The following is a 21647-nucleotide window of genomic DNA, read 5'->3' as shown; positions in this document are numbered from 1 at the left end:
GCCATCCGCGAGGGCGGCCGCACCGTCGGCGCCGGCGTCGTCGCCAGCATCACGAAGTGACGGGGCGGATCGCTCTCTGAGAGGATATGGGTCCGCGACCGATGGACAGTCAGAATATCCGCATTCGCCTGAAGGCGTTCGATCACCGTGTGCTGGACACCAGCACGCGGGAGATCGTGAACACGGCGAAGCGCACGGGTGCCCGGGTGCGCGGCCCCATTCCGCTGCCGACGGAGATCGAGCGGTTCACGGTGAACCGCTCGCCCCACGTCGACAAGAAGAGCCGCGAGCAGTTCGAGATCCGGACGCATCGCCGCCTGCTCGACATCGTCGACCCGACGCCGCAGACCGTGGACGCGCTGATGAAGCTCGACCTCGCCGCGGGCGTCGACGTCGAGATCAAGATCTGAGACCGCAGGGGAGCATCGGACGATGGCCACCTATGGTCGCACGGGCCTGATCGCGAAGAAGCTGGGCATGACCCGGCTCTTCAACGATGACGGGTCGACCGTGCCGGTCACCGTGCTGCACCTCGACGAGGTGCGCGTGGTCTCGACCCGCACGACGGAGAAGGACGGTTACGACGCGGTCCAGCTCGGCATCGGCCGGGCGAAGCCGAAGAACGTGACCAAGGCGAACAAGGGGCACTTCGCGAAGGCGGGTGTCGAGGCGCCGAAGAAGCTGGTCGAGTTCCGTGTCGCCACCGACGCGGCGCTGCAGCCCGGCACGGCACTCTCGGCCGCGCATTTCGTGAAGGGCCAGAAGGTCGACGTGACCGGCCAGGCCATCGGCAAGGGCTTCGCCGGCGCGATGAAGCGCTGGAACTTCTCGGGCCTCGAGGCGTCGCACGGCGTCTCGATCAGCCACCGCAGCCACGGTTCGACGGGCAACCGTCAGGACCCCGGCAAGACCTTCAAGAACAAGAAGATGGCCGGCCACCTCGGCACGGACCGCATCACCACCCAGAATCTCGAGATCGCCGGCGTCGATGCCGAGAAGGGTCTCATCCTGGTGAAGGGCGCGGTTCCGGGTGCCAAGGGCGGCTGGGTGCTGGTGCGCGACGCGGTGAAGCGCAAGCGTCACGCCGACGCGCCGTACCCGACCGCGGCCTGAGGACGAGAACGATGCAGGTTCCGGTTATCACACTGGAAAACGGCCAGGCGGGTGAGCTCGACCTGCCTGACGCGCTGTTCGGCGCCACCCCGCGCGCGGACATCATGGCGCGTGTCGTGCACTGGCAGCTCGCCAAGCGGCGCGCCGGCACGCACAAGGTCAAGGGCATGGGCGAGGTGTCCGGCACGACCAAGAAGCCGTACCGCCAGAAGGGCACGGGCAATGCCCGCCAGGGCTCGCTGCGCGCGCCGCAGTTCCGCACCGGCGGCGTGGTGCACGGCCCGGTCGTGCGCGACCATGGCTACGCGCTGCCCAAGAAGGTGCGCCGCCTCGGCCTGATCTCGGCGCTGTCGCAGAAGGCGGCGGAGGGCAAGCTGGTGGTGCTCGACACCGCGGCCTCGGACGGCAAGACCAAGGCGCTGGCCGGCCAGGTCAAGGCACTGGGCTGGGCCAGCGCGCTGGTGGTGGATGCGACGGTGAGCGAGGGCTTCGGCCGCGCCGCGCGCAACCTGCCGCACGTGCACGTGCTGCCGACCATCGGCGCCAACGTGTACGACATCCTCAAGCACGACGTTCTGGCCGTGACCCGCGCCGGCGTCGAGGCCCTGCAGGAGCGACTGAAGTGAGCGAGGCCGCGAAGAAGACCCGCGCTCCGGGCGAGCTGTCCGCCGGCCGCCCGTTCTCGCGCGAGCAGATGTACCAGACGATCCTCTCCCCGGTCGTGACCGAGAAGGCGACGATCCTGGCCGAGCAGAACCAGATCGTCTTCCGCGTGCCGCTGGAGTCGACCAAGCCCCAGATCCGCGCCGCGGTGGAGGGCCTGTTCGGCGTGAACGTGCTCGCGGTGAACACGGTCACCGTGAAGGGCAAGGCCAAGCGGTTCCGCGGCCGCGAGGGCCAGCGTTCCGACTGGAAGAAGGCGATCGTGCGCCTGGCCGAGGGCCAGAGCATCGACCTGACGACGGGACTCGCGTGACGTCATGGCGCTGAAGACATTCAACCCGGTCACGCCGAGCCTGCGCGGCACCGTCCTCGTCAAGCGGACGGAGCTGTGGAAGGGCGCGCCGGTCAAGCAGCTCACCGAGGGCAAGAAGCACTCGGGCGGCCGCAACAACCACGGCCGCACCACCGTCCGGTTCCGCGGCGGCGGACACAAGCAGTCCTATCGCTACGTCGACTTCAAGCGTCGCACCAAGTTCGGCGTGCCGGCGACGGTCGAGCGGCTCGAGTACGACCCGAACCGCACTGCCTGGATCGCCCTCGTGAAGTACGAGGACGGCGAGCTTTCCTATATCCTCGCGCCGCAGCGGCTGAAGGCCGGCGACGTGGTGGTGGCGGGCGAGCGGGCCGACATCAAGCCGGGCAACGCCATGCCGCTGGCGGCCATCCCGGTCGGCACGATCGTGCACTGCATCGAGATGAAGCCCGGCGCCGGCGGCAAGATCGCGCGCTCGGCCGGCACCTACGCGCAGCTGGTCGGCAAGGATGCCGGCTATGCGCAGATCAAGCTGATGTCCGGTGAGCTCCGCACGGTGCGCGCCGAGTGCATGGCGACGATCGGCGCCGTGTCGAACCCGGACAACTCCAACCAGCAGTTCGGCAAGGCCGGGCGCATGCGCTGGCTGGGCCGCCGCCCGCACAACCGCGGCGTGGTGATGAACCCGGTCGACCACCCGCACGGTGGTGGCGAGGGTCGCACCTCCGGTGGCCGCCACCCGGTCACGCCTTGGGGCAAGCCGACCAAGGGTGCCAAGACGCGCAACAACAAGCGGACGGACCGGCTGATCGTGCGCCGCCGCCACGCGACGAAGGGCTAAGGCGATGGCGCGCAGCGTATGGAAGGGGCCGTTCGTCGACGGCTTCCTGCTCAACAAGGCGGACGCCGCGCGGGCGTCGGGCCGGAACGAGATCATCCGGATCTGGTCCCGCCGCTCGACGATCCTGCCGCAGTTCGTGGGCCTCACCTTCGGCGTCTACAACGGCAAGAAGTTCCTGCCGGTGCAGGTGACCGAGAACATGGTCGGCCACAAGTTCGGCGAGTTCTCGCCGACGCGCACCTTCACCGGCCACGCGGCCGACAAGAAGGCGAAGCGGGGCTGATGCGATGAGCAAGCCGAAGCACGAGCGCGGTCTCGAGGAGACCGAGGCGCAGGCGGTGACGCGCAACATCCGCGTCTCCCCGCGCAAGCTGAACCTGGTGGCCGGGCTGATCCGCGGCGCCAAGGCGCAGGACGCGGTGGCGCAGCTGACCTTCAGCAAGCGCCGCATCGCCCTGACGGTGAAGAAGACGCTGGAGAGCGCGATCGCCAACGCCGAGAACAACCACCAGCTCGATGTCGACCGTCTGGTCGTCAGCCGCGCCGAGGTGGGCCGCTCGGTGGTGATGAAGCGCTTCCAGGCGCGCGGCCGCGGCAAGGCGGCGCGCGTGGAGAAGTGGTTCAGCCACCTCAAGATCGTCGTCGCCGAGCAGGCGCAGGCGGCGGCGGCAGAGAAGGAGGCCGCGTAGGATGGGTCACAAGGTCAACCCGATCGGCTTCCGGCTCGGCATCAACCGGACCTGGGACAGCCGCTGGTTCGCGGGCAACGACTATGCCCGCATGCTGCACGAGGACCTGCGCCTGCGTGAGCGGCTGCGCGAGCGGCTGAAGAACGCCGGCGTGTCCCGCGTGGTGATCGAGCGCCCGGCGAAGAAGCCGCGCGTGACGATCCATGCGGCCCGCCCGGGCGTGGTGATCGGCAAGAAGGGCGCCGACATCGAGACGCTGCGCAAGGACCTGGCCAAGATGGCCGGCTCCGAGGTGTCGCTGAACATCGTCGAGATTCGCAAGCCGGAGCTGGACGCGACGCTGGTGGCCGAGAACATCGCGCAGCAGTTGGAGCGCCGCGTGGCGTTCCGCCGTGCGATGAAGCGCGCCATCCAGTCGGCGATGCGCCTCGGCGCCCAGGGCATCCGCATCAACTGCGGCGGCCGCCTGGGCGGCGCGGAGATCGCGCGCATGGAATGGTACCGCGAGGGCCGCGTGCCCCTGCACACCCTGCGCGCCGACATCGACTACGGCACGGCGACGGCCAAGACCACCTACGGCACCTGCGGCGTCAAGGTGTGGATCTTCAAGGGGGAGATCCTCGCGCACGACCCGATGGCGCTCGACAAGCGCGCCGCCGAGCAGGCGCCGCAGCGCTGAGGACCGGGTATCATGCTGCAACCGAAGCGCACGAAATTCCGCAAGGCCCATAAGGGCCGCATCCACGGGCTGGCCAAGGGCGGCTTCACGCTGACCTTCGGCGGCTACGGGCTGAAGGCGCTGGAGCCGGAGCGGGTCACCGCCCGCCAGATCGAGGCGGCGCGCCGTGCTATCACCCGCGCGATGAAGCGCGCGGGCCGCGTGTGGATCCGCATCTTCCCCGACGTTCCGGTCTCGACGAAGCCGGCCGAGGTCCGCATGGGCTCCGGCAAGGGTGCGCCCGAGTACTGGGTGGCGCGGGTGAAGCCGGGCCGCATCATGTTCGAGATCGACGGCGTCAGCGTCGAGACCGCCAAGGAGGCGCTGACGCTCGGTGCCGCCAAGCTGCCGATCAAGACCAAGATCGTGCAGCGCCTCGGCGCGGCGGAGGCGTGAGCCGATGACCAAGATCACCGATGTCCGGGCCAAGACCCCGGACGAGCTGAATTCCATGCTGCTTGACCTGCGCAAGGAGCAATTCAACCTGCGCTTCCAGCGTGCTACGGGTCAGCTCGAGGCGGTGAGCCGCATCCGCGCGGTGCGGCGCGACATCGCCCGCGTGAAGACGATCCTGGCGGAGCGCACCCGCTCCGCCGCCAAGGCTTAGAGGAGACCAGGGGCGATGCCCAAGCGAGTCCTCACGGGCCGGGTGGTCAGCGACAAGACCGACAAGACGGTGACCGTCCTTGTCGAGCGTCGCGTGATGCATCCGCTCTACAAGAAGTTCATCCGCCGGTCGAAGCGCTACGCGGCTCACGACGACGCCAACCTGTGCAAGGAAGGCGACGTGGTGCAGATCGAGGAGTGCCGGCCGATCTCGAAGACCAAGTCGTGGCTGGTGGTGGAGCGCAACGGCGCCGCCGTCGAGCGCCCGGCCGCCTTCGCCCCGCTGCCGGCGATGCCGTCGGCCGAACCCGCCGGGGGCTGATCGATGATCCAGGTCGAGAGCAACCTCGAGGTCGCCGACAACAGCGGCGCGCGCCGGGTGCAGTGCATCAAGGTGCTCGGCGGCTCGCGCCGCCGCACCGCCTCGGTCGGCGACGTGATCGTCGTCTCCATCAAGGAGGCGATCCCGCGCGGCAAGGTGAAGAAGGGTGACGTGCAGCGCGCGGTGATCGTGCGCACCGCCTACCCGGTGCGCCGCACCGATGGCTCCGCCATCCGGTTCGACCGCAACGCCGCCGTGCTGATCAACAAGCAGAACGAGCCGATCGGCACCCGTATCTTCGGCCCGGTGGTCCGTGAGCTGCGCGCGCGCAAGTTCATGAAGATCATCAGCCTCGCGCCGGAGGTGCTGTGATGGCCGCGCGCATCCGCAAGGGCGACCGGGTGGTGGTGACCACCGGCCGCGACAAGGGCAAGCGGGGCGAGGTCCTGCGCGTGCTGCCGACCGAGGACCGGGCGGTGGTGCAGGGCGTCAACCTGGTCAAGCGGCACACCAAGCCGCAGGGCATGAACCAGCCGGGCGGCATCGTGGAGAAGGAGGCGTCGATCCACCTCTCCAACCTGATGCCGATCGACCCCAAGACCGACAAGCCCACGCGCGTCGGCTTCCGGGTGCTCGATGACGGCAAGAAGGTCCGGGTGGCCAAGGCCTCCGGCGAGGTGCTCGGCTGATGAGCGAGACGGTGGAGCGGCCGCGTCTGCAGGTCGCGTATGGCGAGCGCGTGCGCAAGGTGCTGCAGGACGAGTTCGGCTACACGAACCCGATGCAGGTGCCCAAGCTCGAGAAGATCGTCATCAACATGGGCGTCGGCGAGGCCGCCGGCGACCAGAAGAAGCTCGACGCGGCGGTGGCCGAGCTCGCGCTGATCGCCGGCCAGAAGCCGGTGAAGACGCTCGCCAAGAAGGCGATCGCGGGCTTCAAGATCCGCAAGGGCCAGGCGATCGGCTGCAAGGTGACGCTGCGCCGCGCCCGGATGTACGAGTTCCTCGACCGCCTGGTCACGATCGCCCTGCCGCGCGTCCGCGACTTCCGCGGCGCCCCGGGCAACCGTGGCTTCGACGGCCGGGGCAACTACGCGCTGGGCCTGAAGGAGCAGATCATCTTCCCCGAGATCGTGTACGACAAGGTGGACACCGTTCGCGGCATGGACATCGTGTTCGTCACCTCGGCGAAGACCGACAAGGAAGCGAAGGCGCTGCTCAAGGCCTTCGACCTTCCCTTCGTCAATTGATGTTGGAAAACCGCCGGGCCCGCCCGGCAGGTTCCGGAGGGTAAGACCGCATGGCCAAGACTTCGGCTGTCGAGAAGAACAAGCATCGCGAGCACCTCTCGAAGGTGCATGCCGGCAAGCGCGCCGCGCTGAAGGCGATCGTGATGGACCGCTCGCTCCCCGTGGAGGAGCGCTTCGACGCGACCCTGAAGCTCGCCGAGATGCCCCGCAACGGCGCGCGCGTGCGCGTGCGCCTGCGCTGCGAGGTGACCGGGCGCTCCCGCGGCAATTACCGCAAGTTCAAGCTGTGCCGCGTCGCGCTGCGGGACCTGGCCTCGAACGGCCAGATCCCCGGCATGGTGAAGGCGAGCTGGTAGGACCGAGACGATGCAGCTGTCCGATCCGCTGGGCGACCTGCTCACCCGCATCCGCAACGCGCAGCGCGCCCGCCAGAGCCGCTGCGCCTCGCCGGCCTCCCGCCTGCGCGCCGACGTCCTCGATGTGCTCAAGCGCGAGGGCTACATCCGCGCCTGGCGCATGGAGGAGGAGCGTCCCGGCATCCGCCGTCTCGACATCGAGCTGAAGTACTCGGAGGGCGAGCCCGCCATCAAGGAGATCACCCGCGTCTCCAAGCCGGGCCGCCGCGTGTACAGCAAGATCAAGGAGCTGCCGAAGTTCTACAACGGGCTCGGCATCTCCATCCTCTCCACGCCCCGCGGGGTGATGAGCGACGCAGAGGCGCGCGCTGCCAATGTTGGCGGCGAAGTGCTCTGCCGCGTGTTCTGAGGAGCTGACGATGTCGCGCGTCGGCAAGTATCCGGTCACGGTGCCGTCGGGGGTGCAGGTCGCCCTCGCCGGGCGCACCGTCACCGCCAAGGGCAAGAACGGCGAGCTGAAGCTCGATCTCACGGACGACGTGGACGTGACGATCGAGGACGGCAAGGTCTCGGTGGCGCCCCGCCGCGAGGACCGCCGCGGCCGCACCATGTGGGGCACCACGCGTTCCCTGATCCAGAGCATGGTGCAGGGCGCGGGTGCGGGCTTCGTCAAGAACCTGGAGATCACCGGCACGGGCTACCGCGCCGCGGTCCAGGGCAAGGACCTCGTGCTCAACCTCGGCTACAGCCACGAGATCCGCTACCCGATCCCCGAGGGGATCAGGATCTCCTGCGAGCGCCCGACGGCCGTCAAGGTCGAGGGGGCGGACAAGCAGCGGGTCGGCCAGGTGGCGGCGGAGATCCGGGCCTTCCGTGGCCCTGAGCCCTACAAGGGCAAGGGCGTCAGGTACGACAACGAGACGATCCTCCGGAAGGAGGGTAAGAAGAAGTAATGGCCGACAAGCTCGCACTGCAGGCACGCCGTCGTTCGCGCCTGCGCTACCAGCTGAAGATCAAGAGCGGCGGCCGGCCGCGCCTGTCGGTGTTCCGCTCCGGGCGGCACATCTACGCGCAGGTGATCGACGACAGCCAGGGCCGCACGCTGGCCTCCGCCTCCACGCTGGAGAAGGAGCAGCGCGACGCGCTGCGCACCGGCGCGGACAAGGCGGCTGCCGAGGTGGTCGGCAAGCTGGTCGCGGAACGCGCGATCGCCGCCGGCGTCACCGAGGTCGTGTTCGACCGCGGCCCCTATCTCTACCACGGGCGCGTCAAGGCGCTCGCGGACGGCGCCCGCGAGGGCGGGCTGTCGTTCTGAGGAGCATGTAGATGGCACGTGAACCGAGGAGCGGCGGCGGCGGTGACCGCGATCGTGGCCGTCGCGGCGAGCAGCGCGAGCGCGAGCCCGGCGACGACCTGAAGGACAAGCTGGTCACGATCAACCGCGTGGCCAAGGTGGTGAAGGGCGGCCGTCGCTTCTCCTTCGCCGCCCTGGTCGTCGTGGGCGACGAGAAGGGCCGCGTGGGCTGGGGCGCCGGCAAGGCGCGCGAGGTGCCGGAGGCGATCCGCAAGGCGACGGAGCGTGCCAAGCGCACGATGATCCGCGTGCCGATGCGCGAGGGCCGCACCCTGCACCACGACGTGGTCGGCGAGTTCGGCGCGGGCAGCGTGATCCTGCGCGCGGCGCCGGCGGGTACCGGCATCATCGCCGGCGGCCCGATGCGCGCCGTGTTCGAGACGCTCGGCATGGGCGACGTCGTCGCCAAGTGCACGGGCACCACCAACCCGCACAACATGGTCAAGGCGACCTTCGCCGCGCTGACCCGCTGCACGAGCCCCCGGGCCGTCGCGGCGCGCCGCGGCAAGAAGGTCTCGGACCTGCTCGGCCCGCGCAAGGATCAGCCGGGCGAGGCGCAGGCCGCGGAGGCTGCCGGTGTCTGACACGAACAACCCCGGCGCGCCCGTCGGCGCGACGAAGACCGTGAAGGTGACCCAGACCGGGTCGCCGATCGGCCGCAAGCCCGGCCAGCGCGAGACGCTGATCGGGCTCGGCCTCAACAAGATGCATCGCTCGCGCGAGCTGGAGGACACGCCGGCCGTGCGGGGGATGATCCGCAAGGTGGCCCACCTCATCAAGGTGGAGGGCTGAGATGAAGCTGAACGAGCTGCGCGACAACGAGGGCGCCCGCCCGAAGTTCAAGCGCGTCGGGCGCGGCATCGGCTCCGGCAAGGGCAAGACCTCGGGCCGCGGCGTGAAGGGCCAGAAGGCCCGGACCGGCGTCAGCCTGAACGGCTTCGAGGGTGGCCAGCTGCCGCTGTACCGCCGCCTGCCGAAGCGGGGCTTCGTCAACCTGTTCCGCAAGGAATACGCGCCGATCAACCTCGGCGCGCTGGGCAAGGCGATCGAGTCCGGCCGCCTGCCGGCCGGCGAGCCGATCGACGAGGCGAAGCTGCGCGAGGCCGGCCTGGTCCGCGCCTCCGCCAAGCTCGCGGGCGTGCGGCTGCTGGCCAATGGCGAGATCAGGCGCGCCGTGACCATCACCGTCTCTGGCGCCTCGGCGGCGGCGAAGGCGGCGGTGGAGGCGGCGGGCGGCACGGTCACCGTGCTGAACCCGCCGGCCGAGGCGGCGTCGGCGTAAAACTTGCTTCCCCGCCACGCGGGGAGCGATTCTGATCGCGCTTGCCTCCCGCGACACGGGGCGCAAAGCTGATCGCAGGTGCGTTGCTGCGGCGCCGTGGGGCCCCCTGCCGGGGAACCCTTCCGGCGCCGCAGTCGCGAGGAGGGTCTTCCCATGGCGTCCGCCGCCGAGCAGCTCGCGGCCAACCTCAACCTCGGCGTCCTGTCGCGGGCGACCGAGCTCAAGAAGCGTCTCTGGTTCACCCTGCTGGCGCTGATCGTCTACCGCGTCGGCACCTACGTGCCGGTGCCGGGCGTCGACCCCGCCGTGATGGGCGAGATCCTACGCCAGCACGGCGGCGGCATCCTCGGCATGTTCGACATGTTCACCGGCGGGGCGCTCGGGCGCATGACGGTGTTCGCGCTGAACATCATGCCCTACATCTCGGCCTCCATCATCGTGCAGCTGATGAGCGCCGCGGTGCCCTCGCTGGAGGCGCTGAAGAAGGAGGGCGAGTCCGGCCGCAAGAAGCTGAACCAGTACACGCGCTACCTCACCGTGCTGATCGCGGTGGTGCAGGCCTACGGCATCGCCGTGGGGCTGGAGGGCATGCGCGGCGGCTTCGGCGCGGCGGTGAGCGACCCCGGCTGGTTCTTCCGCCTCTCCTGCGTCATCACGCTGGTCGGCGGCACCATGTTCCTGATGTGGCTCGGCGAGCAGATCACGGCGCGCGGCGTCGGCAACGGCATCAGCCTGATCATCTTCGCCGGCATCGTCGCCAACCTGCCGCACGCCCTGGCCTCGACGCTGGAGCTGGGCCGCACCGGCGCCCTCTCCACCTTCTTCATCCTGCTGCTGCTGGTGGTCGCGGTGATCGTGATCGCCTTCGTGGTGTTCATGGAGCGGGCGCAGCGCCGGATCGTGGTGCAGTACCCGAAGCGCCAGGTCGGCAACCGCCAGTTCGGCGGCGATTCGAGCCACCTGCCGCTCAAGATCAACACCGCGGGCGTGATCCCGCCGATCTTCGCCTCCTCGCTGCTGCTGCTGCCCGCCACCATCGCGGGCTTCGGGGCGGGGGCGGACGATGGCTGGCTGCAGCGCACCGCCAACCTGCTCGCCCATGGCCAGCCGCTCTACATGGCGGCCTACATGGGCCTGATCATCTTCTTCTCCTTCTTCTACACGGCGGTGGTGTTCAACCCGCAGGAGACGGCGGACAACCTCAAGAAGTACGGCGGCTTCATCCCCGGCATCCGGCCCGGCCAGAACACGGCGGATTATTTTGATTACGTTCTGACTCGCCTGACGGCGGTCGGCGCCCTCTACCTCTGCGCCGTCTGCCTGCTGCCGGAGATCCTCATCAGCAACTACGGCGTGCCTTTCTATTTCGGCGGCACTTCCCTTCTCATCATCGTTTCGGTCACCATGGACACGGTGGCGCAGGTGCAGTCGCACCTGTTCGCGCACCAGTACGAGGGGCTGATCCGCAAGGCTCGGCTCGGCGGCAAAGGGATGGCCGGAAGGGGTGGGCGCGCGCGATGAAGCTGATTCTGCTGGGCCCGCCGGGGGCGGGGAAGGGCACCCAGGCCAAGCTGCTGGAGGAGAAGTACGGCATCGCCCAGATCTCCACCGGCGACATGCTGCGGGCCGAGGTGAAGAGCGGCAGCGAGATCGGCCGCGAGGCCAAGGCGATCATGGAGCGCGGCGCCCTGGTGCCGGATGCCATCATCACCGCCATGCTGGCGCTGCGGGTGGCGAAGCCGGACGCGGAGAAGGGCTTCATCCTGGACGGCTTCCCCCGCACCGTGCCGCAGGCCGAGGCGCTCGACGTGATGCTGCGGGAGAAGGGCATCCCGCTCGACCACGTCATCGAGCTGAAGGTCGATGACGGCGCCCTGGTGGAGCGCATCGCCGGCCGCTTCACCTGCTCCAGTTGCGGCAACGGCTACCACGACAGCTTCAAGCGGCCGAAGGTGGAGGGGGTGTGCGACGTCTGCGGCAGCACCGCCTTCACCCGTCGTTCGGACGACAAGGCGGAGCTGGTGGCGGCCCGCCTGGAGGCCTACCACCAGCAGACCGCGCCGCTGCTGCCCTACTATGCCGGGCAGGGCAAGCTGAGCGGCGTGGACGGCATGGCCGAGATGGACGAGGTGGCGCGCCAGATCGCCGCGATCCTCGACGGCCCGCCGAAGGGCTAGGCCCGTGCCAGGGGCGGGGCGCGGCCGGGTGGCCGCGTTCCCGCCGGCGCTCGCGGTCATGTGACCTGCGGCGCTTGACGGAGAGGGGCTGGCGAGTATAGTCCCGCGCTCCGGCGGCCCGGGCACCCGTAAGGGATGGCCCGGCTCGCCTTTCGCCATTGCACAACCTGCCCGTTGTCCCCCGAGGGCGCTCCGCCCCGGAACAACCGACATACAGCCGGCGGACCAGCCAACCCTGCAGGGGGGAAGCGACCGGCTTCAGGAGCTTGACCGTGGCGCGCATCGCCGGCGTGAACATTCCGACCAACAAGCGCGTGCTCATCTCGCTGCGCTACATCTACGGCATCGGCCCGAAGAACGCGGCCGACATCTGCGAGAAGGTCGGCATCGCCGACGACCGCCGGGTGAACCAGCTCACGGACGAGGAAGTCCTCAAGATCCGCGAGCTGATCGACCGCGAGTACCGCGTCGAGGGCGACCTGCGCCGCGAGACGGCGATGAACATCAAGCGCCTGATGGATCTGGGCTGCTACCGCGGCCTGCGCCACCGCCGCGGCCTGCCGGTGCGCGGCCAGCGCACCCACACCAATGCCCGCACCCGCAAGGGCAAGGCGGTCGCGATCGCCGGCAAGAAGAAGGTGACGAAGTAAGATGGCCCGTCAGCCCCAAGCCGGTTCGCGCCCCCGCCGCAAGGAGCGGAAGAACATCTCCTCCGGCGTCGCCCACGTCCTGGCGTCGTTCAACAACACCATCGTCACCATCGCCGACGCGCAGGGCAACGCCATCGCCTGGTCGTCCTCCGGCTCCCAGGGCTTCAAGGGCTCGCGCAAGTCCACGCCCTACGCCGCGCAGGTCGCCGCCGAGGATGCGGGCCGCAAGGCGCGCGAGCACGGCATGGAGACGCTGGAGATCCAGGTCAGCGGCCCCGGCTCGGGCCGTGAGAGCGCGCTGCGTGCCCTGCAATCCGTGGGCTTCTACGTCACCGCCATCAAGGACGTGACGCCGATCCCGCACAATGGCTGCCGCCCCCGCAAGCGGCGCCGCGTCTGAGGCCAGCCGAATCGTGACAGCTGTCATCGAGAGGAACTGGCGCTCCCTGATCCGTCCGGAGAAGCTGGACGTCGAGTCGGGCGCCGATCCCATCCGCACCGCGACCATCGTCGCCGAGCCGCTGGAGCGCGGCTTCGGCATGACGCTCGGCAACGCGCTGCGCCGGGTGCTGCTCTCCTCGCTCCAGGGGGCCGCGGTCACCGCCATCCGCATCGACGGCGTGCTGCACGAATTCAGCAGCATCCAGGGCGTGCGGGAGGACGTGACCGACATCGTCCTGAACGTGAAGCAGCTCGCCATCCGGATGCAGGGCGAGGGCCAGAAGCGGCTCGCCCTGACCGCGACCGGCCCGGGCGAGGTCACCGCCGGCCAGATCCAGACCACGGGCGACATCGAGATCGCCAACCCCGATCTCGTCATCTGCACGCTCGACGACGGCGCCAAGCTGTCGATGGAGCTGACCGTGGAGTCGGGCAAGGGCTACGTCCCCGCCTCGGCCAACCGCCCCGAGGACGCGCCGATCGGCCTGATCCCGATCGACGCGATCTACTCGCCGGTGCGCCGCGTCGCCTACCGGGTGGAGCCCACCCGCGTCGGCCAGGTGACCGACTACGACAAGCTCGTGCTGAACGTGGAGACGGACGGCACGGTCGCGCCGGACGACGCGGTGGCGCTCGCCGCCCGCATCCTGCAGGACCAGCTCCAGCTCTTCATCAACTTCGACGAGCCGCGGCAGCGCGTGGTGGAGGAGATCCAGGACGATCTCCCCTTCAACCGCAACCTGCTGCGCAAGGTGGACGAGCTGGAACTCTCCGTCCGCAGCGCCAACTGCCTGAAGAACGACAACATCGTCTACATCGGCGACCTCGTTCAGAAGACCGAGCAGGAGATGCTGCGCACGCCGAATTTCGGCCGCAAGTCGCTCAACGAGATCAAGGAAGTCCTCGCCTCCATGGGCCTCGGCCTCGGCATGACCGTGTCGGGCTGGCCGCCGGAGAACATCGAGGATCTCGCCAAGAAGCTCGAAGAGCCGTTCTAGTCCGGCAGTCTTGAGGAACTACGACAATGCGTCACGGGATTGCCGGCCGTAAGCTCGGCATCACCTCCAGCCACCGCCTCGCCATGTTCCGCAGCATGGCCGAGTCGCTGCTGAAGCACGAGCAGATCACCACCACCCTGCCCAAGGCGAAGGAGCTGCGCCCCTACGCCGAGCAGCTCATCACCCTCGGCAAGCGCGGCAACCTGCATGCCCGCCGCCAGGCCTACGCGCAGATCCGCGACGAGAAGGTGGTGGCGAAGCTCTTCTCCACCCTCGCGGACCGCTACCGCGGCCGCAACGGCGGCTACTGCCGCGTGCTGCGCGCCGGCATCCGCCATGGCGACGCCGCCCAGATGGCGGTGATCGAGCTGGTGGAGCGCGACGTCTCCGCCAAGGGCCAGGACAGCGGCCCGAAGCCTGAGGCGAACACCGAGGAGCAGGCGCAGGGCTGAAGGCCCGGCGCCCACAGCCCGGCGCCCCTGGCGCCAAGGTCGGTTCGGCGCCCCTCTGGCGCCATGCTTCGCTGATCGCGAAGGGGCGGATGCTCGCGCATCCGCCCCTTTTTCGTGCCCGGGGCCTGGCACCTCCGCTCCCCTCCGCGCGCCCCGCCTCCAGGCTCGCGGAGACCCGACGCCACCATTCCGGCTGCGTTGCGGCCCGGACCGCGCCTCGTTATGATGCTGTATCATCCTCGTGGGATGGGCTGGTCATGCGGTGGCTCCTGGTGGTCTGCCTCGCTCTTCTGCCGCTCGGCACGCCGGTGCCGGCCATGGCCCAGGGTGCCGGTGCCCAGCCCGGCGATTCCCAGCCCGTCGGGCGCCGCGTCGCCCTGGTGGTCGGGATCGGCGCCTACGAGCGGCAGAGCCGCCTCCTCTCCACCCCGAACGATGCCCGGAGCATGGGTGCCACGCTCCAGGCGCTCGGCTTCGAGCTGGTCGGCGGCGGGCCGCTCGTGGATCCCGACAAGCAGGGTTTCGAGCAGGCGATCCGCGCCTTCGGCGACGCCGCGCGCGGCGCGGAGGCGGCGCTGTTCTACTTCTCCGGCCACGGCACCCAGGTGGACGGCCGCAACTGGATGGTGCCGCCGCGCGGCAACGCGCGCACGCCGCAGGACCTGCCCTTCGAATTCGTGGATGTGGGGCTGGTGCTGAACGTGCTGCAGGGAGCGGCGCCGCGCCTCGGCTTCGTCATCCTCGATGCCTGCCGCAGCAACCCGTTCCGGCCGGGCACGACGCGCGACTCGCGCCAGGGCCTCGCGCCCATGCAGGCGCCGCCGGGCATGGTGATCGCCTACGCCGCGGAGCCGGACCAGAATTCGCTGGATGGCGGCAACGCCGCGCTCAACAGCCCCTACACCGCGCAGCTCCTGCGGGCGATCCGCACGCCGGGCCTCGACCTGTTCCGCGTCTTCAACACGGCAGCGTTGCGCACGCGCGAGCAGACCCGGCGCTTCCAGTCCCCCTGGGTCTCCTTCTCGCCGATCGAGGCGGACTTCTACTTCATGCCGCGCGGCCTGGACCCCGCCCGCCTGCCGCCCCTGCCGCCGCTTTCGCCGAACCAGCCCGGCGCCGCACCCGAGACCGGTCCCGGCACGCCGCCGGGCAGCGGCGCACCGGACTCGCCCGCGGCCCCGGTCCGCGACCCGAGCTTCCTGCTGGTCAACCGCACCGGCCGCCCGATCGCCGAATTGCGCGCCTCGCTCTCGACCAACGACAATTGGGGGGCGGAGCGACTCGGCGGCACGCCGCTGGCGGCCGGGGCGCGGACGCCGGTGCAATTGCCCCGGGGCAGCTGCGAGGTGGACCTCCAGGCACGATTCGCCGGGGCGCCGCAGATCGAGGCGATGCGAGTCGATACCTGCCGCTTCGCCACCATGGTGCTCTGGGAGAATGGTCGCCTGCTGCCGGCCAATCCCGACCTGGCCGTGGTCAACGGCACCGCCCGCCGCCTGCGCGACCTGCGCGTCTCGCTGTCGAGCGACCGGAATTGGGGCGCGAACCGGATCGCCGACGGCGCCCCGCTGTCGCCCGGCGGCAAGGTCGAGGTGCGGCTGCCCCATGGCGTCACCTGCGACGTGGACCTGCGCGCCGAATTCGATTCCGGCGCGCCCGTCGAGCGCCGGGTCGATGCCTGCGCGATCACGGAGCTGCGGCTGCAATAGAGCATTCCCAAGCTGGGTGTACTCACCCGGCGACCCGGAAAATGCGAGAAATCGAAAGGCTGGAGCCGCTCCGGCCCGATACGGTCAGGCCGGAACGGCTCTGGGGCCGGCCTGCCCGGCCCGGCGGACACCGCCGCGAGACCCTCGGGCGCATCGGCTCAGCCGCCGGAGGGCAGGGGCTCGGGCTTGCCGACGCTGCCGGGTGCCGGCCTGCTCTCCGGCAGGAGCTCGACGAAGTACTCGTAATTGTCGGCGTTGGTGGCGGCGACGCGCGGCTCGTCCCTGGCCAGCGCCTCGCTGCGCGCGGGCTGGTAGGTGGCATCGCGGGTGCCGATCACGATGTGCGACAATTCGTGGATCACCACCCCGAAGCGCGAATCCTGTCCCGCCGCCGGGCTGTCGAAGAAGCGCGGGCAGAAGGTCAGGCTCCGCCCGACGGTGCTGGCCCGCGCCCAGTTCCCGGCATCGCAGGGACGGCTCGGGTTGCAGATCAGGGCCGGCCGCGCCTCCGGCCGCAGCGCCGCCGCGATCAGCCCGAGGTTGACGCGCAGCAGCTTCCGTCTTGCCCCTCCGAACCAGCGCCGTACATGCGCGTCCTCCGGGGCCGACTCCAGAAGGGCAATGGCGGCGGCGAGCCGCGTGCCGGCCTCGCCGAAGGCGGCCTCGATGGTCGCGCGCTGCCCGGCCGTGCAGAGGTCGGGCGCGACCGGCATCCCCGGCTTGTCCGGCACGCCGGAAGGCGCGGCCGCGGCGAGGAAAGGCGCCATGGCCAGCAGCAGGGCCAGGCCGGCTGGGCCCCGGCCGGGACGGCGGCCGGGGGAAGGGGGGTGGGTGTCGCGGATGGCTTCGGCGGTCATGCGCTGTCTCCGGTGGGTGGGGGTCGCGTCCGGCCTCGGCTCAATCGACGTGGACGCCGCCTTCGGCGGTGAGACGGAGGCGGTTGATGGCGCAGGCGTTCTGCCGCATCGCCAGGAAGGCGCGTCCGTCGGCGCGCAGCAGCAGCACGTCCCAGACCCCGAGTCCGGGATCGAGCGCCAGGTCGGCGCCGGCGGGCAGCGTGTCCTCGCCGAGCCGGTCGTCGCCCCAGCCGCCGGTGCCGCCGGAGGGGCGGAGATACAGCTCCGTCACCGCCACCCCGGCCTCGTTGACGATGCGCAGCGCGGTCATGCCGCGGCAGCGTTCGCCGTCGGCGTAGCGCCGTTCCGGCGGCTTGACGGGCAGCGGGTCGGCGGCGGCGAGGCCGGGCAGCAGGAGCAGCAGGCCCAGGCCGGCGCGCCGCATGCTCCGCATCGGGTCCTTCCGCATCGTGCGGGTCCTCGTCTCGAAAGGTTTCGGCTCCGGCATCGGGCCCGGAGACGTGCAGGGGCGGGGTGTCGGGGAAGGCGAGCGGGGCGCCGCGCCGGCGCGGCCGCGGGGGGCGGTCGCGCCGCCCCCCTGGGAGCGTGCCCGGCACGTCCCGCCTCAGCACGCCCCGCCTCAGCGCGCCGGCCGGGCGTCGCTCTGCTGCGGGCGCTGCGCGTTGCTGCCGTCGAAAGCGAGCTCGCGGGTGGCGCAGGCGTTCACCCGCATCCGCGTCTCCGCCATGTTGTTGAGATAGGTGACGCGCACGTCCTGCTCGCAGACGCTGTTGCGCGGGAAGGTCACCACCACGCTGCTGCCGGCGGGCAGCGCCAGGCGGCCGAGCAGGTCGGTACCCCAATCGTTGTCGGTGCTCGGCGAGGCCTGGATCCGTGCGATCACCTCGCTGCTGCGGTTGACGAGAACGAAGGCCGGGCGGTTGTCGGAACCCGCGGACTGCGCGACGGCGCTGGCGATCCCGAAACCGCCGGTCAGCAGGAGCGTGGCGAGGACGAGGCGATGGTTGCGAAGCATGACGGTATCCTTCCCGAGGGCGGTCGGGGGCACGGTGCCGCCGACGGGAGGAGGGATAGCCGTTCGCCCTGGAGCCGGAACGACCTGGGGATGGAAAGATCGACAGGATCGGCACGCCGGCCATGCGGTGCGCGGCAGGGGCCGGCGCCGGCATGGGGGAGGCGGGACACGCGGCCACGCCCGGGCCGGCCCGTTTCCCGGCCGGCGACGCCCGATGCGATGGTTGAGCCGGCTGCGCCGGCATGCGATCACGAGGGCAAATCCGGGAGAACGTTCATGCGCCGCCGTACCCTGCTGGGACTCGCCGCCGCCTCGCCCCTCGCGACCGCTCTCGCCATGCCGCGCCTCGCGCGCGCCGAGTCCTGGCCCGACCGGCCCGTCCGCCTCATCGTCCCCTGGCCGCCCGGCGGTTCCACCGACACGGTCGCGCGCATCATGCAGCCGCGCCTGCAGGAGGTGCTGGGCAAGGCGGTGGTGATCGACAACCGCGGCGGCGCCTCGGGCTCGGTCGGCGCGGCCGAGGCGGCGCGCGCGCCGGCCGACGGCTACACCTGGATGCTCGCCTACGACACCCAGGCCACCAACGAGACGGTGATGCGGCTGCCCTTCCGCACCATGGAGGCCTTCGCGCCGGTCTGCCTCGTGGCCGACGGCCCGCTGGCGCTGGTGGCGCACCGCTCCACGCCCTGGCGGAGCCTCCCCGAGCTGATCGAGGACGCGAAGCGGCGGCCGGAGCAGATCAACTACGCCACTTCCGGGATCGGCGGCCTCGCCCATGTCGCGACGACGCTGCTGCAGCAGCAGGGCGGCTTCCGGCTGACCCACGTCCCCTATCGCGGCGGCGGCCCGGCGCTGCAGGGCGCGCTGGCCGGCGACGTGCCGCTGTTCATGTCCAACGTCGTCATCATCAGCCAGCATATCCGCGAGGGCACGCTGCGCCCGCTCGGCGTGACGACGGCCGGCGAGACGCGGCACGTGCCCGGGGTGAGGAGCTTCGCGCAGCAGGGCTTCGGCGGCTTCCAGGCGCCGACCTGGTGGGCGATGCTGGCCCCGGCGCGCACGCCGGACCCGATCGTGCGGCAGATGCACGACGCCCTGGTCCGCGTGCTGGCCGACCCGGAGGTGAAGGGCAAGATCGAGGAGCAGGGCGCCGATGTCCGCGCCACCTCGCCCGAGCAGTGCGGCGAGTTCCTGCGCGCCGAGATCGAGAAGTGGGGCCGGGTGATCCGCGACAACGGCATCCGCACGGATAGCTGAGCCCGCGGCCGGGGCGGGGGAGGGATACCGGAACGAAATGCGTGCCGGGGCGTCAGCGGATCGTTGCCGCCGGGTCTCCAGCCCGGCACAACGCATCGGCACGGCGGGCGCGCCGCGATGGGGGCGCGCCGGGAAGGACAGGACGATGACGTCAGCAAAGGGCGGAAACGGGCATGCCGGCGACATGCGCGCCGATGAGGCCGGGATGGCCGGGACCGGGCGGGTGTCGCGCCGGACGGCGCTCGGGACGCTGGGTCTCGGGACGCTGGGGTTGGGCGCGCCGGGCCTCGGCCTGTCCTCCAGGGCGCTTGCCCAGGGGCAGGCCGCCTGGCCCAGCCGGCCGGTGACGCTGATCGTGGGCTTCCCGCCGGGCGGGCAGACCGACTTCGCCGCGCGGGTGATCCAGCCGGGCCTTTCCGCCGCGCTCGGCCAGCCGGTGGTGATCGACAACCGCGGCGGCGCCGGCGGCAACCTCGGCACCGAGGCGGTGCTTCGCGCCCGGCCCGACGGCTACACGCTGCTGGCCGGCAATTCGAGCCCGATCGCGATCAACCCGCACACCTTCCCGGGCATGACCATCAACCCGCTCGACCTCGCGTCGATCGGCCTGTCGCTGAAGAGCCCGATGGTGCTCTGCGTGCACCCCTCGGTGCCGGCGCGCAACGTCGCCGAGCTGACGGCGTGGATCAAGGCGCAGTCCGGCGGGGTGGACTACGGCACGCCGGCGGCCGGCAGCCTGTCGCACTGCGCGATGGAGCTGTTCCGCAGCCGCATCGGCGGCCCGCCGATGGAGAACATCCCCTATCGCGGCAGCGGCCCGGCGATCCAGGACTTCATCGCCGGCCGCTTCAACCTGATGTTCGACGGCGCCTCGGTCGTCGCTCCCTTCGTCAAGGCGGGGCAGCTGCGCGCGCTGCTCGTCACCGGCACCGAGCGTTCCCCCGCCTTCCCGGACGTGCCGACCGCGACGGAGCAGGGGCTGCGGGACTTCGTCTTCTATGCCTGGATCGGCCTGTTCGCGCCGAAGGGCACGCCCGCCGAGATCATCGCCAAGGCCAATGCCGCGCTGAACACGGCGGTGCGCGACCCGCAGGCGCGCGAGCGCGTCGTCTCGCAGGGCGACGACATCGGCGGCGGCACGCCGGAGGAATTCGCCGCGATGGTGCGGCGCGACCACGCCATGTGGGGCGAGGTGGTGCGCGCCAACAACATCACCGCCGGTTGATCCGTCGCACGGCTGGGCCGGCGGTCCGATGCCGGCCCGCCGGCCCCTCTTCCCCGGCCCCTCGACGGTATCGCGGCCAGGGGCAGGGGGGCGGATGAGGATGCCCGAAAAGCAGGGAGCCGGAGTGGTTCCGTGAGCCTTGGCGAACGGGATCCGCTCCGGCGGGCGTCCCGGGCCGGCGCCGCGCCCCGCATACCGGCCCCGCCATGGTCGCGCACCCGCCACCGCGCCGTGCCCCGCCGCGCATCGTTCCCTCGACGCGGCGCCGATCTGCTGTAGGGATGCATCCGCGCGGGCACGTCGTCTGCCCTGCCGAGATGGCCGGAAGCGGGGGGGGGCGTGGACATGGCGGTGCTGCTGACGGGAGTGGCCGGGTTCATCGGCATGCACGTGGCCGAGCTGCTGCTCGCACGCGGCGACGCGGTGCTCGGACTCGACAGTCTCAACGACTACTACGACCCGGCGCTGAAGCGGGCGCGCCTGTCGCGCCTGGAAGGCAGGGCCGGCTTCGAATTCCTGCATGCCGACCTGACGGACCGCGACGCGGTGCTCGGGCTTGCCGCCGCGCGGCCGGAAATCTCGCGAATCGTGCACCTGGCGGCGCAGCCGGGGGTGCGCCACTCGCTGGTGGACCCCTACGCCTACGTCGAGGCGAACCTGATGGGTCATCTGGTGGTGCTGGAGCTGGCGCGCCGCCTGCCGCGACTCGACCATCTGGTCTACGCGAGTTCCTCCTCCGTCTACGGCGGCAACACCAAGCTGCCCTTCTCCGAATCGGATCGGGTGGACCGGCCCGTGTCGCTCTATGCCGCCACCAAGCGCGGCGGCGAGCTGATCAGCGCCGCCTACCAGCACATCTTCGGGCTGCCGCAGACGGGGCTGCGCTTCTTCACGGTGTACGGGCCGTGGGGCAGGCCGGACATGGCGCCCTGGCTGTTCGCCGAGTCGATCCTCGCGGGCCGGCCGATCACCCTCTACGACGAGGGGCGGGTGCTGCGCCGCGATTTCACCTTCGTCGAGGACATCGCGACGGGCGTGGTCGCCTGCCTCGACCGGCCGCCGGCGGCGGGGGAGGGGCCGCGGCTGCTCAACATCGGCAACCACCGCTCGGAGGAGGTACGCCGCTTCCTCGGCCTGCTGGAGGAGGCCCTCGGCCGCCGTGCGACGGTGCGCTCGGCGCCGCTGCCGGCGACCGACGTGGGGGAGACCTTCGCCGACATCGAGGCGATCCGCGACCTGACGGGCTTCGAGCCGCGCACCGCGATCGAGACGGGGGTGCCACGCTTCGCGAAGTGGTTTCTGATGTGGAAAGGAATGTCACCCCATTGACGCTTTTGGTGTTGGGGCTTAGAAGCCCGTT

General features: G+C 70.7%; 34 protein-coding genes. 31 read left to right on the top strand and 3 right to left on the bottom strand.

The features are described from left to right. Positions 1 to 101 precede the first annotated feature (101 nt). From rpsJ to M0638_RS26330, 28 genes are all read left to right on the top strand, one after another. Positions 102 to 410, top strand: a complete 309-nt coding sequence (rpsJ, locus tag M0638_RS26465) for a 30S ribosomal protein S10 (protein ID WP_211854477.1) — start codon at positions 102 to 104, stop codon at positions 408 to 410. 22 nt (positions 411 to 432) lie between these two features. Continuing rightward, a complete protein-coding gene (gene rplC / locus M0638_RS26460; RefSeq protein ID WP_248669950.1) occupies positions 433 to 1113 on the top strand; it encodes a 50S ribosomal protein L3 in 681 nt (226 codons plus the stop codon). Positions 1114 to 1124: 11 nt separating this feature from the next. Further along, positions 1125 to 1739, top strand: a complete 615-nt coding sequence (gene rplD / locus M0638_RS26455; RefSeq protein ID WP_248669949.1) for a 50S ribosomal protein L4 — start codon at positions 1125 to 1127, stop codon at positions 1737 to 1739. Between the two features lie 68 nt (positions 1740 to 1807). Then, positions 1808 to 2089 (top strand): 50S ribosomal protein L23, encoded by a 282-nt coding sequence (locus tag M0638_RS26450; protein ID WP_248669952.1) that lies wholly within the window; start codon positions 1808 to 1810, stop codon positions 2087 to 2089. 4 nt (positions 2090 to 2093) lie between these two features. Continuing rightward, entirely contained in the window at positions 2094 to 2930 is an 837-nt protein-coding gene (rplB, locus tag M0638_RS26445) for a 50S ribosomal protein L2 (RefSeq protein WP_248669948.1), read from the top strand. Positions 2931 to 2934: 4 nt separating this feature from the next. After that, positions 2935 to 3213 (top strand): 30S ribosomal protein S19, encoded by a 279-nt coding sequence (gene rpsS, locus M0638_RS26440; RefSeq protein WP_248669947.1) that lies wholly within the window; start codon positions 2935 to 2937, stop codon positions 3211 to 3213. A gap of 4 nt (positions 3214 to 3217) precedes the next feature. Continuing rightward, positions 3218 to 3619 (top strand): 50S ribosomal protein L22, encoded by a 402-nt coding sequence (gene rplV, locus M0638_RS26435; protein ID WP_248669946.1) that lies wholly within the window; start codon positions 3218 to 3220, stop codon positions 3617 to 3619. 1 nt (position 3620) lies between these two features. Continuing rightward, positions 3621 to 4298, top strand: a complete 678-nt coding sequence (rpsC, locus tag M0638_RS26430) for a 30S ribosomal protein S3 (protein WP_248669945.1) — start codon at positions 3621 to 3623, stop codon at positions 4296 to 4298. Positions 4299 to 4310: 12 nt separating this feature from the next. Beyond that, positions 4311 to 4733 (top strand): 50S ribosomal protein L16, encoded by a 423-nt coding sequence (gene rplP, locus M0638_RS26425; RefSeq protein WP_248669944.1) that lies wholly within the window; start codon positions 4311 to 4313, stop codon positions 4731 to 4733. A gap of 4 nt (positions 4734 to 4737) precedes the next feature. After that, positions 4738 to 4944, top strand: a complete 207-nt coding sequence (gene rpmC, locus M0638_RS26420; protein ID WP_248669943.1) for a 50S ribosomal protein L29 — start codon at positions 4738 to 4740, stop codon at positions 4942 to 4944. Positions 4945 to 4959: 15 nt separating this feature from the next. Then, positions 4960 to 5265, top strand: coding sequence for a 30S ribosomal protein S17 (rpsQ, locus tag M0638_RS26415; protein ID WP_248669942.1), 306 nt, complete (start codon positions 4960 to 4962; stop codon positions 5263 to 5265). 3 nt (positions 5266 to 5268) lie between these two features. Next, positions 5269 to 5637: a 50S ribosomal protein L14 gene (gene rplN, locus M0638_RS26410; RefSeq protein ID WP_248669941.1), complete on the top strand. Its 369-nt coding sequence runs from the start codon at positions 5269 to 5271 to the stop codon at positions 5635 to 5637. Continuing rightward, positions 5637 to 5954 carry a 50S ribosomal protein L24 gene (gene rplX / locus M0638_RS26405; protein ID WP_248669940.1) on the top strand — a complete coding sequence of 106 codons (318 nt, stop codon included), beginning with the start codon at positions 5637 to 5639 and terminating at the stop codon, positions 5952 to 5954. The genes rplN and rplX overlap by 1 nt, the downstream gene beginning before the upstream one ends. Continuing rightward, positions 5954 to 6514 (top strand): 50S ribosomal protein L5, encoded by a 561-nt coding sequence (gene rplE, locus M0638_RS26400; RefSeq protein ID WP_248669939.1) that lies wholly within the window; start codon positions 5954 to 5956, stop codon positions 6512 to 6514. Before rplX ends, rplE begins: the two co-directional genes overlap by 1 nt. A gap of 50 nt (positions 6515 to 6564) precedes the next feature. Next, positions 6565 to 6870, top strand: coding sequence for a 30S ribosomal protein S14 (gene rpsN / locus M0638_RS26395; RefSeq protein ID WP_248669938.1), 306 nt, complete (start codon positions 6565 to 6567; stop codon positions 6868 to 6870). Positions 6871 to 6880: 10 nt separating this feature from the next. Next, positions 6881 to 7279, top strand: coding sequence for a 30S ribosomal protein S8 (gene rpsH, locus M0638_RS26390; RefSeq protein WP_248669937.1), 399 nt, complete (start codon positions 6881 to 6883; stop codon positions 7277 to 7279). 10 nt (positions 7280 to 7289) lie between these two features. Next, a complete protein-coding gene (gene rplF / locus M0638_RS26385; RefSeq protein ID WP_248669936.1) occupies positions 7290 to 7823 on the top strand; it encodes a 50S ribosomal protein L6 in 534 nt (177 codons plus the stop codon). Next, positions 7823 to 8185, top strand: coding sequence for a 50S ribosomal protein L18 (gene rplR, locus M0638_RS26380; RefSeq protein WP_248669935.1), 363 nt, complete (start codon positions 7823 to 7825; stop codon positions 8183 to 8185). The genes rplF and rplR overlap by 1 nt, the downstream gene beginning before the upstream one ends. An 11-nt stretch (positions 8186 to 8196) precedes the next feature. Next, positions 8197 to 8808: a 30S ribosomal protein S5 gene (rpsE, locus tag M0638_RS26375; protein ID WP_248669934.1), complete on the top strand. Its 612-nt coding sequence runs from the start codon at positions 8197 to 8199 to the stop codon at positions 8806 to 8808. Continuing rightward, positions 8801 to 9016, top strand: coding sequence for a 50S ribosomal protein L30 (gene rpmD / locus M0638_RS26370; protein ID WP_248669933.1), 216 nt, complete (start codon positions 8801 to 8803; stop codon positions 9014 to 9016). Before rpsE ends, rpmD begins: the two co-directional genes overlap by 8 nt. A gap of 1 nt (position 9017) precedes the next feature. Then, positions 9018 to 9506 (top strand): 50S ribosomal protein L15, encoded by a 489-nt coding sequence (gene rplO, locus M0638_RS26365; protein WP_248669932.1) that lies wholly within the window; start codon positions 9018 to 9020, stop codon positions 9504 to 9506. Positions 9507 to 9659: 153 nt separating this feature from the next. Beyond that, on the top strand, positions 9660 to 11027 hold the full coding sequence (gene secY, locus M0638_RS26360; RefSeq protein WP_248669931.1) for a preprotein translocase subunit SecY: 1368 nt from the start codon (positions 9660 to 9662) through the stop codon (positions 11025 to 11027). Then, positions 11024 to 11683, top strand: coding sequence for an adenylate kinase (locus M0638_RS26355; protein WP_248669930.1), 660 nt, complete (start codon positions 11024 to 11026; stop codon positions 11681 to 11683). Before secY ends, M0638_RS26355 begins: the two co-directional genes overlap by 4 nt. Positions 11684 to 11955: 272 nt before the next feature. After that, complete coding sequence (gene rpsM, locus M0638_RS26350; protein WP_248669929.1) at positions 11956 to 12333, top strand: 30S ribosomal protein S13; 378 nt, start codon at positions 11956 to 11958, stop codon at positions 12331 to 12333. A gap of 1 nt (position 12334) precedes the next feature. Then, positions 12335 to 12733, top strand: a complete 399-nt coding sequence (rpsK, locus tag M0638_RS26345; RefSeq protein WP_248669928.1) for a 30S ribosomal protein S11 — start codon at positions 12335 to 12337, stop codon at positions 12731 to 12733. Between the two features lie 13 nt (positions 12734 to 12746). After that, a complete protein-coding gene (locus M0638_RS26340) occupies positions 12747 to 13772 on the top strand; it encodes a DNA-directed RNA polymerase subunit alpha (protein ID WP_248669927.1) in 1026 nt (341 codons plus the stop codon). Positions 13773 to 13798: 26 nt separating this feature from the next. After that, the gene (gene rplQ / locus M0638_RS26335; protein WP_248669926.1) at positions 13799 to 14224 is read left to right on the top strand and encodes a 50S ribosomal protein L17; all 426 of its coding nucleotides are present in this window, start codon (positions 13799 to 13801) and stop codon (positions 14222 to 14224) included. A gap of 257 nt (positions 14225 to 14481) precedes the next feature. Beyond that, the gene (locus M0638_RS26330) at positions 14482 to 15933 is read left to right on the top strand and encodes a caspase family protein (RefSeq protein ID WP_248669925.1); all 1452 of its coding nucleotides are present in this window, start codon (positions 14482 to 14484) and stop codon (positions 15931 to 15933) included. Between the two features lie 158 nt (positions 15934 to 16091). On the opposite strand, the gene M0638_RS26325 is transcribed toward M0638_RS26330, so the two are convergent. The 3 genes from M0638_RS26325 to M0638_RS26315 form a co-directional block, all read right to left on the bottom strand. Further along, positions 16092 to 16790 (bottom strand): M35 family metallo-endopeptidase, encoded by a 699-nt coding sequence (locus M0638_RS26325; protein WP_248669924.1) that lies wholly within the window; start codon positions 16788 to 16790, stop codon positions 16092 to 16094. A gap of 40 nt (positions 16791 to 16830) precedes the next feature. Beyond that, positions 16831 to 17223: a hypothetical protein gene (locus tag M0638_RS26320; RefSeq protein ID WP_248669923.1), complete on the bottom strand. Its 393-nt coding sequence runs from the start codon at positions 17221 to 17223 to the stop codon at positions 16831 to 16833. 186 nt (positions 17224 to 17409) lie between these two features. After that, positions 17410 to 17805, bottom strand: a complete 396-nt coding sequence (locus M0638_RS26315; RefSeq protein ID WP_248669922.1) for a hypothetical protein — start codon at positions 17803 to 17805, stop codon at positions 17410 to 17412. 276 nt (positions 17806 to 18081) lie between these two features. Between M0638_RS26315 and M0638_RS26310 the strand changes: the two genes are divergently transcribed. From M0638_RS26310 to M0638_RS26300, 3 genes are all read left to right on the top strand, one after another. Then, on the top strand, positions 18082 to 19062 hold the full coding sequence (locus M0638_RS26310) for a Bug family tripartite tricarboxylate transporter substrate binding protein (RefSeq protein ID WP_248669921.1): 981 nt from the start codon (positions 18082 to 18084) through the stop codon (positions 19060 to 19062). 184 nt (positions 19063 to 19246) lie between these two features. Next, on the top strand, positions 19247 to 20287 hold the full coding sequence (locus tag M0638_RS26305; protein WP_248669920.1) for a Bug family tripartite tricarboxylate transporter substrate binding protein: 1041 nt from the start codon (positions 19247 to 19249) through the stop codon (positions 20285 to 20287). Positions 20288 to 20632: 345 nt separating this feature from the next. Further along, positions 20633 to 21616, top strand: a complete 984-nt coding sequence (locus M0638_RS26300) for an NAD-dependent epimerase/dehydratase family protein (protein WP_248669951.1) — start codon at positions 20633 to 20635, stop codon at positions 21614 to 21616. The last annotated feature ends 31 nt before the right edge of the window (positions 21617 to 21647 follow it).

The organism is Roseomonas acroporae (assembly GCF_023223525.1).
Lineage (GTDB): Bacteria > Pseudomonadota > Alphaproteobacteria > Acetobacterales > Acetobacteraceae > Roseomonas_E > Roseomonas_E acroporae.
The sequence above is the reverse complement of the archived record's forward strand: the minus strand, read 5'-3'. Positions and strand labels throughout refer to the sequence as shown.

Bases quoted from the DNA above. Each gene is read 5' to 3' on its own strand.
- secY (WP_248669931.1), top strand. From the start codon at position 9,660: ATGGCGTCCGCCGCCGAGCAGCTCGCGGCCAACCTCAACCTCGGCGTC.
- M0638_RS26320 (WP_248669923.1), bottom strand. From the start codon at position 17,223: ATGCGGAGCATGCGGCGCGCCGGCCTGGGCCTGCTGCTCCTGCTGCCC.
- rplD (WP_248669949.1), top strand. From the start codon at position 1,125: ATGCAGGTTCCGGTTATCACACTGGAAAACGGCCAGGCGGGTGAGCTC.
- rpmC (WP_248669943.1), top strand. From the start codon at position 4,738: ATGACCAAGATCACCGATGTCCGGGCCAAGACCCCGGACGAGCTGAAT.
- rplO (WP_248669932.1), top strand. From the start codon at position 9,018: ATGAAGCTGAACGAGCTGCGCGACAACGAGGGCGCCCGCCCGAAGTTC.
- rplQ (WP_248669926.1), top strand. From the start codon at position 13,799: ATGCGTCACGGGATTGCCGGCCGTAAGCTCGGCATCACCTCCAGCCAC.
- rplC (WP_248669950.1), top strand. From the start codon at position 433: ATGGCCACCTATGGTCGCACGGGCCTGATCGCGAAGAAGCTGGGCATG.
- rplE (WP_248669939.1), top strand. From the start codon at position 5,954: ATGAGCGAGACGGTGGAGCGGCCGCGTCTGCAGGTCGCGTATGGCGAG.
- rplX (WP_248669940.1), top strand. From the start codon at position 5,637: ATGGCCGCGCGCATCCGCAAGGGCGACCGGGTGGTGGTGACCACCGGC.
- M0638_RS26450 (WP_248669952.1), top strand. From the start codon at position 1,808: ATGTACCAGACGATCCTCTCCCCGGTCGTGACCGAGAAGGCGACGATC.
- rplF (WP_248669936.1), top strand. From the start codon at position 7,290: ATGTCGCGCGTCGGCAAGTATCCGGTCACGGTGCCGTCGGGGGTGCAG.
- rpsH (WP_248669937.1), top strand. From the start codon at position 6,881: ATGCAGCTGTCCGATCCGCTGGGCGACCTGCTCACCCGCATCCGCAAC.
- rplN (WP_248669941.1), top strand. From the start codon at position 5,269: ATGATCCAGGTCGAGAGCAACCTCGAGGTCGCCGACAACAGCGGCGCG.
- M0638_RS26355 (WP_248669930.1), top strand. From the start codon at position 11,024: ATGAAGCTGATTCTGCTGGGCCCGCCGGGGGCGGGGAAGGGCACCCAG.
- M0638_RS26305 (WP_248669920.1), top strand. From the start codon at position 19,247: ATGCGCGCCGATGAGGCCGGGATGGCCGGGACCGGGCGGGTGTCGCGC.
- M0638_RS26310 (WP_248669921.1), top strand. From the start codon at position 18,082: ATGCGCCGCCGTACCCTGCTGGGACTCGCCGCCGCCTCGCCCCTCGCG.
- rpsK (WP_248669928.1), top strand. From the start codon at position 12,335: ATGGCCCGTCAGCCCCAAGCCGGTTCGCGCCCCCGCCGCAAGGAGCGG.
- M0638_RS26300 (WP_248669951.1), top strand. From the start codon at position 20,633: ATGGCGGTGCTGCTGACGGGAGTGGCCGGGTTCATCGGCATGCACGTG.
- rpsS (WP_248669947.1), top strand. From the start codon at position 2,935: ATGGCGCGCAGCGTATGGAAGGGGCCGTTCGTCGACGGCTTCCTGCTC.
- M0638_RS26315 (WP_248669922.1), bottom strand. From the start codon at position 17,805: ATGCTTCGCAACCATCGCCTCGTCCTCGCCACGCTCCTGCTGACCGGC.
- M0638_RS26330 (WP_248669925.1), top strand. From the start codon at position 14,482: ATGCGGTGGCTCCTGGTGGTCTGCCTCGCTCTTCTGCCGCTCGGCACG.
- rpsN (WP_248669938.1), top strand. From the start codon at position 6,565: ATGGCCAAGACTTCGGCTGTCGAGAAGAACAAGCATCGCGAGCACCTC.
- rpsC (WP_248669945.1), top strand. From the start codon at position 3,621: ATGGGTCACAAGGTCAACCCGATCGGCTTCCGGCTCGGCATCAACCGG.
- rpsQ (WP_248669942.1), top strand. From the start codon at position 4,960: ATGCCCAAGCGAGTCCTCACGGGCCGGGTGGTCAGCGACAAGACCGAC.
- rpsJ (WP_211854477.1), top strand. From the start codon at position 102: ATGGACAGTCAGAATATCCGCATTCGCCTGAAGGCGTTCGATCACCGT.
- rplB (WP_248669948.1), top strand. From the start codon at position 2,094: ATGGCGCTGAAGACATTCAACCCGGTCACGCCGAGCCTGCGCGGCACC.
- M0638_RS26325 (WP_248669924.1), bottom strand. From the start codon at position 16,790: ATGACCGCCGAAGCCATCCGCGACACCCACCCCCCTTCCCCCGGCCGC.
- rplP (WP_248669944.1), top strand. From the start codon at position 4,311: ATGCTGCAACCGAAGCGCACGAAATTCCGCAAGGCCCATAAGGGCCGC.
- rpsE (WP_248669934.1), top strand. From the start codon at position 8,197: ATGGCACGTGAACCGAGGAGCGGCGGCGGCGGTGACCGCGATCGTGGC.
- rplR (WP_248669935.1), top strand. From the start codon at position 7,823: ATGGCCGACAAGCTCGCACTGCAGGCACGCCGTCGTTCGCGCCTGCGC.
- rplV (WP_248669946.1), top strand. From the start codon at position 3,218: ATGAGCAAGCCGAAGCACGAGCGCGGTCTCGAGGAGACCGAGGCGCAG.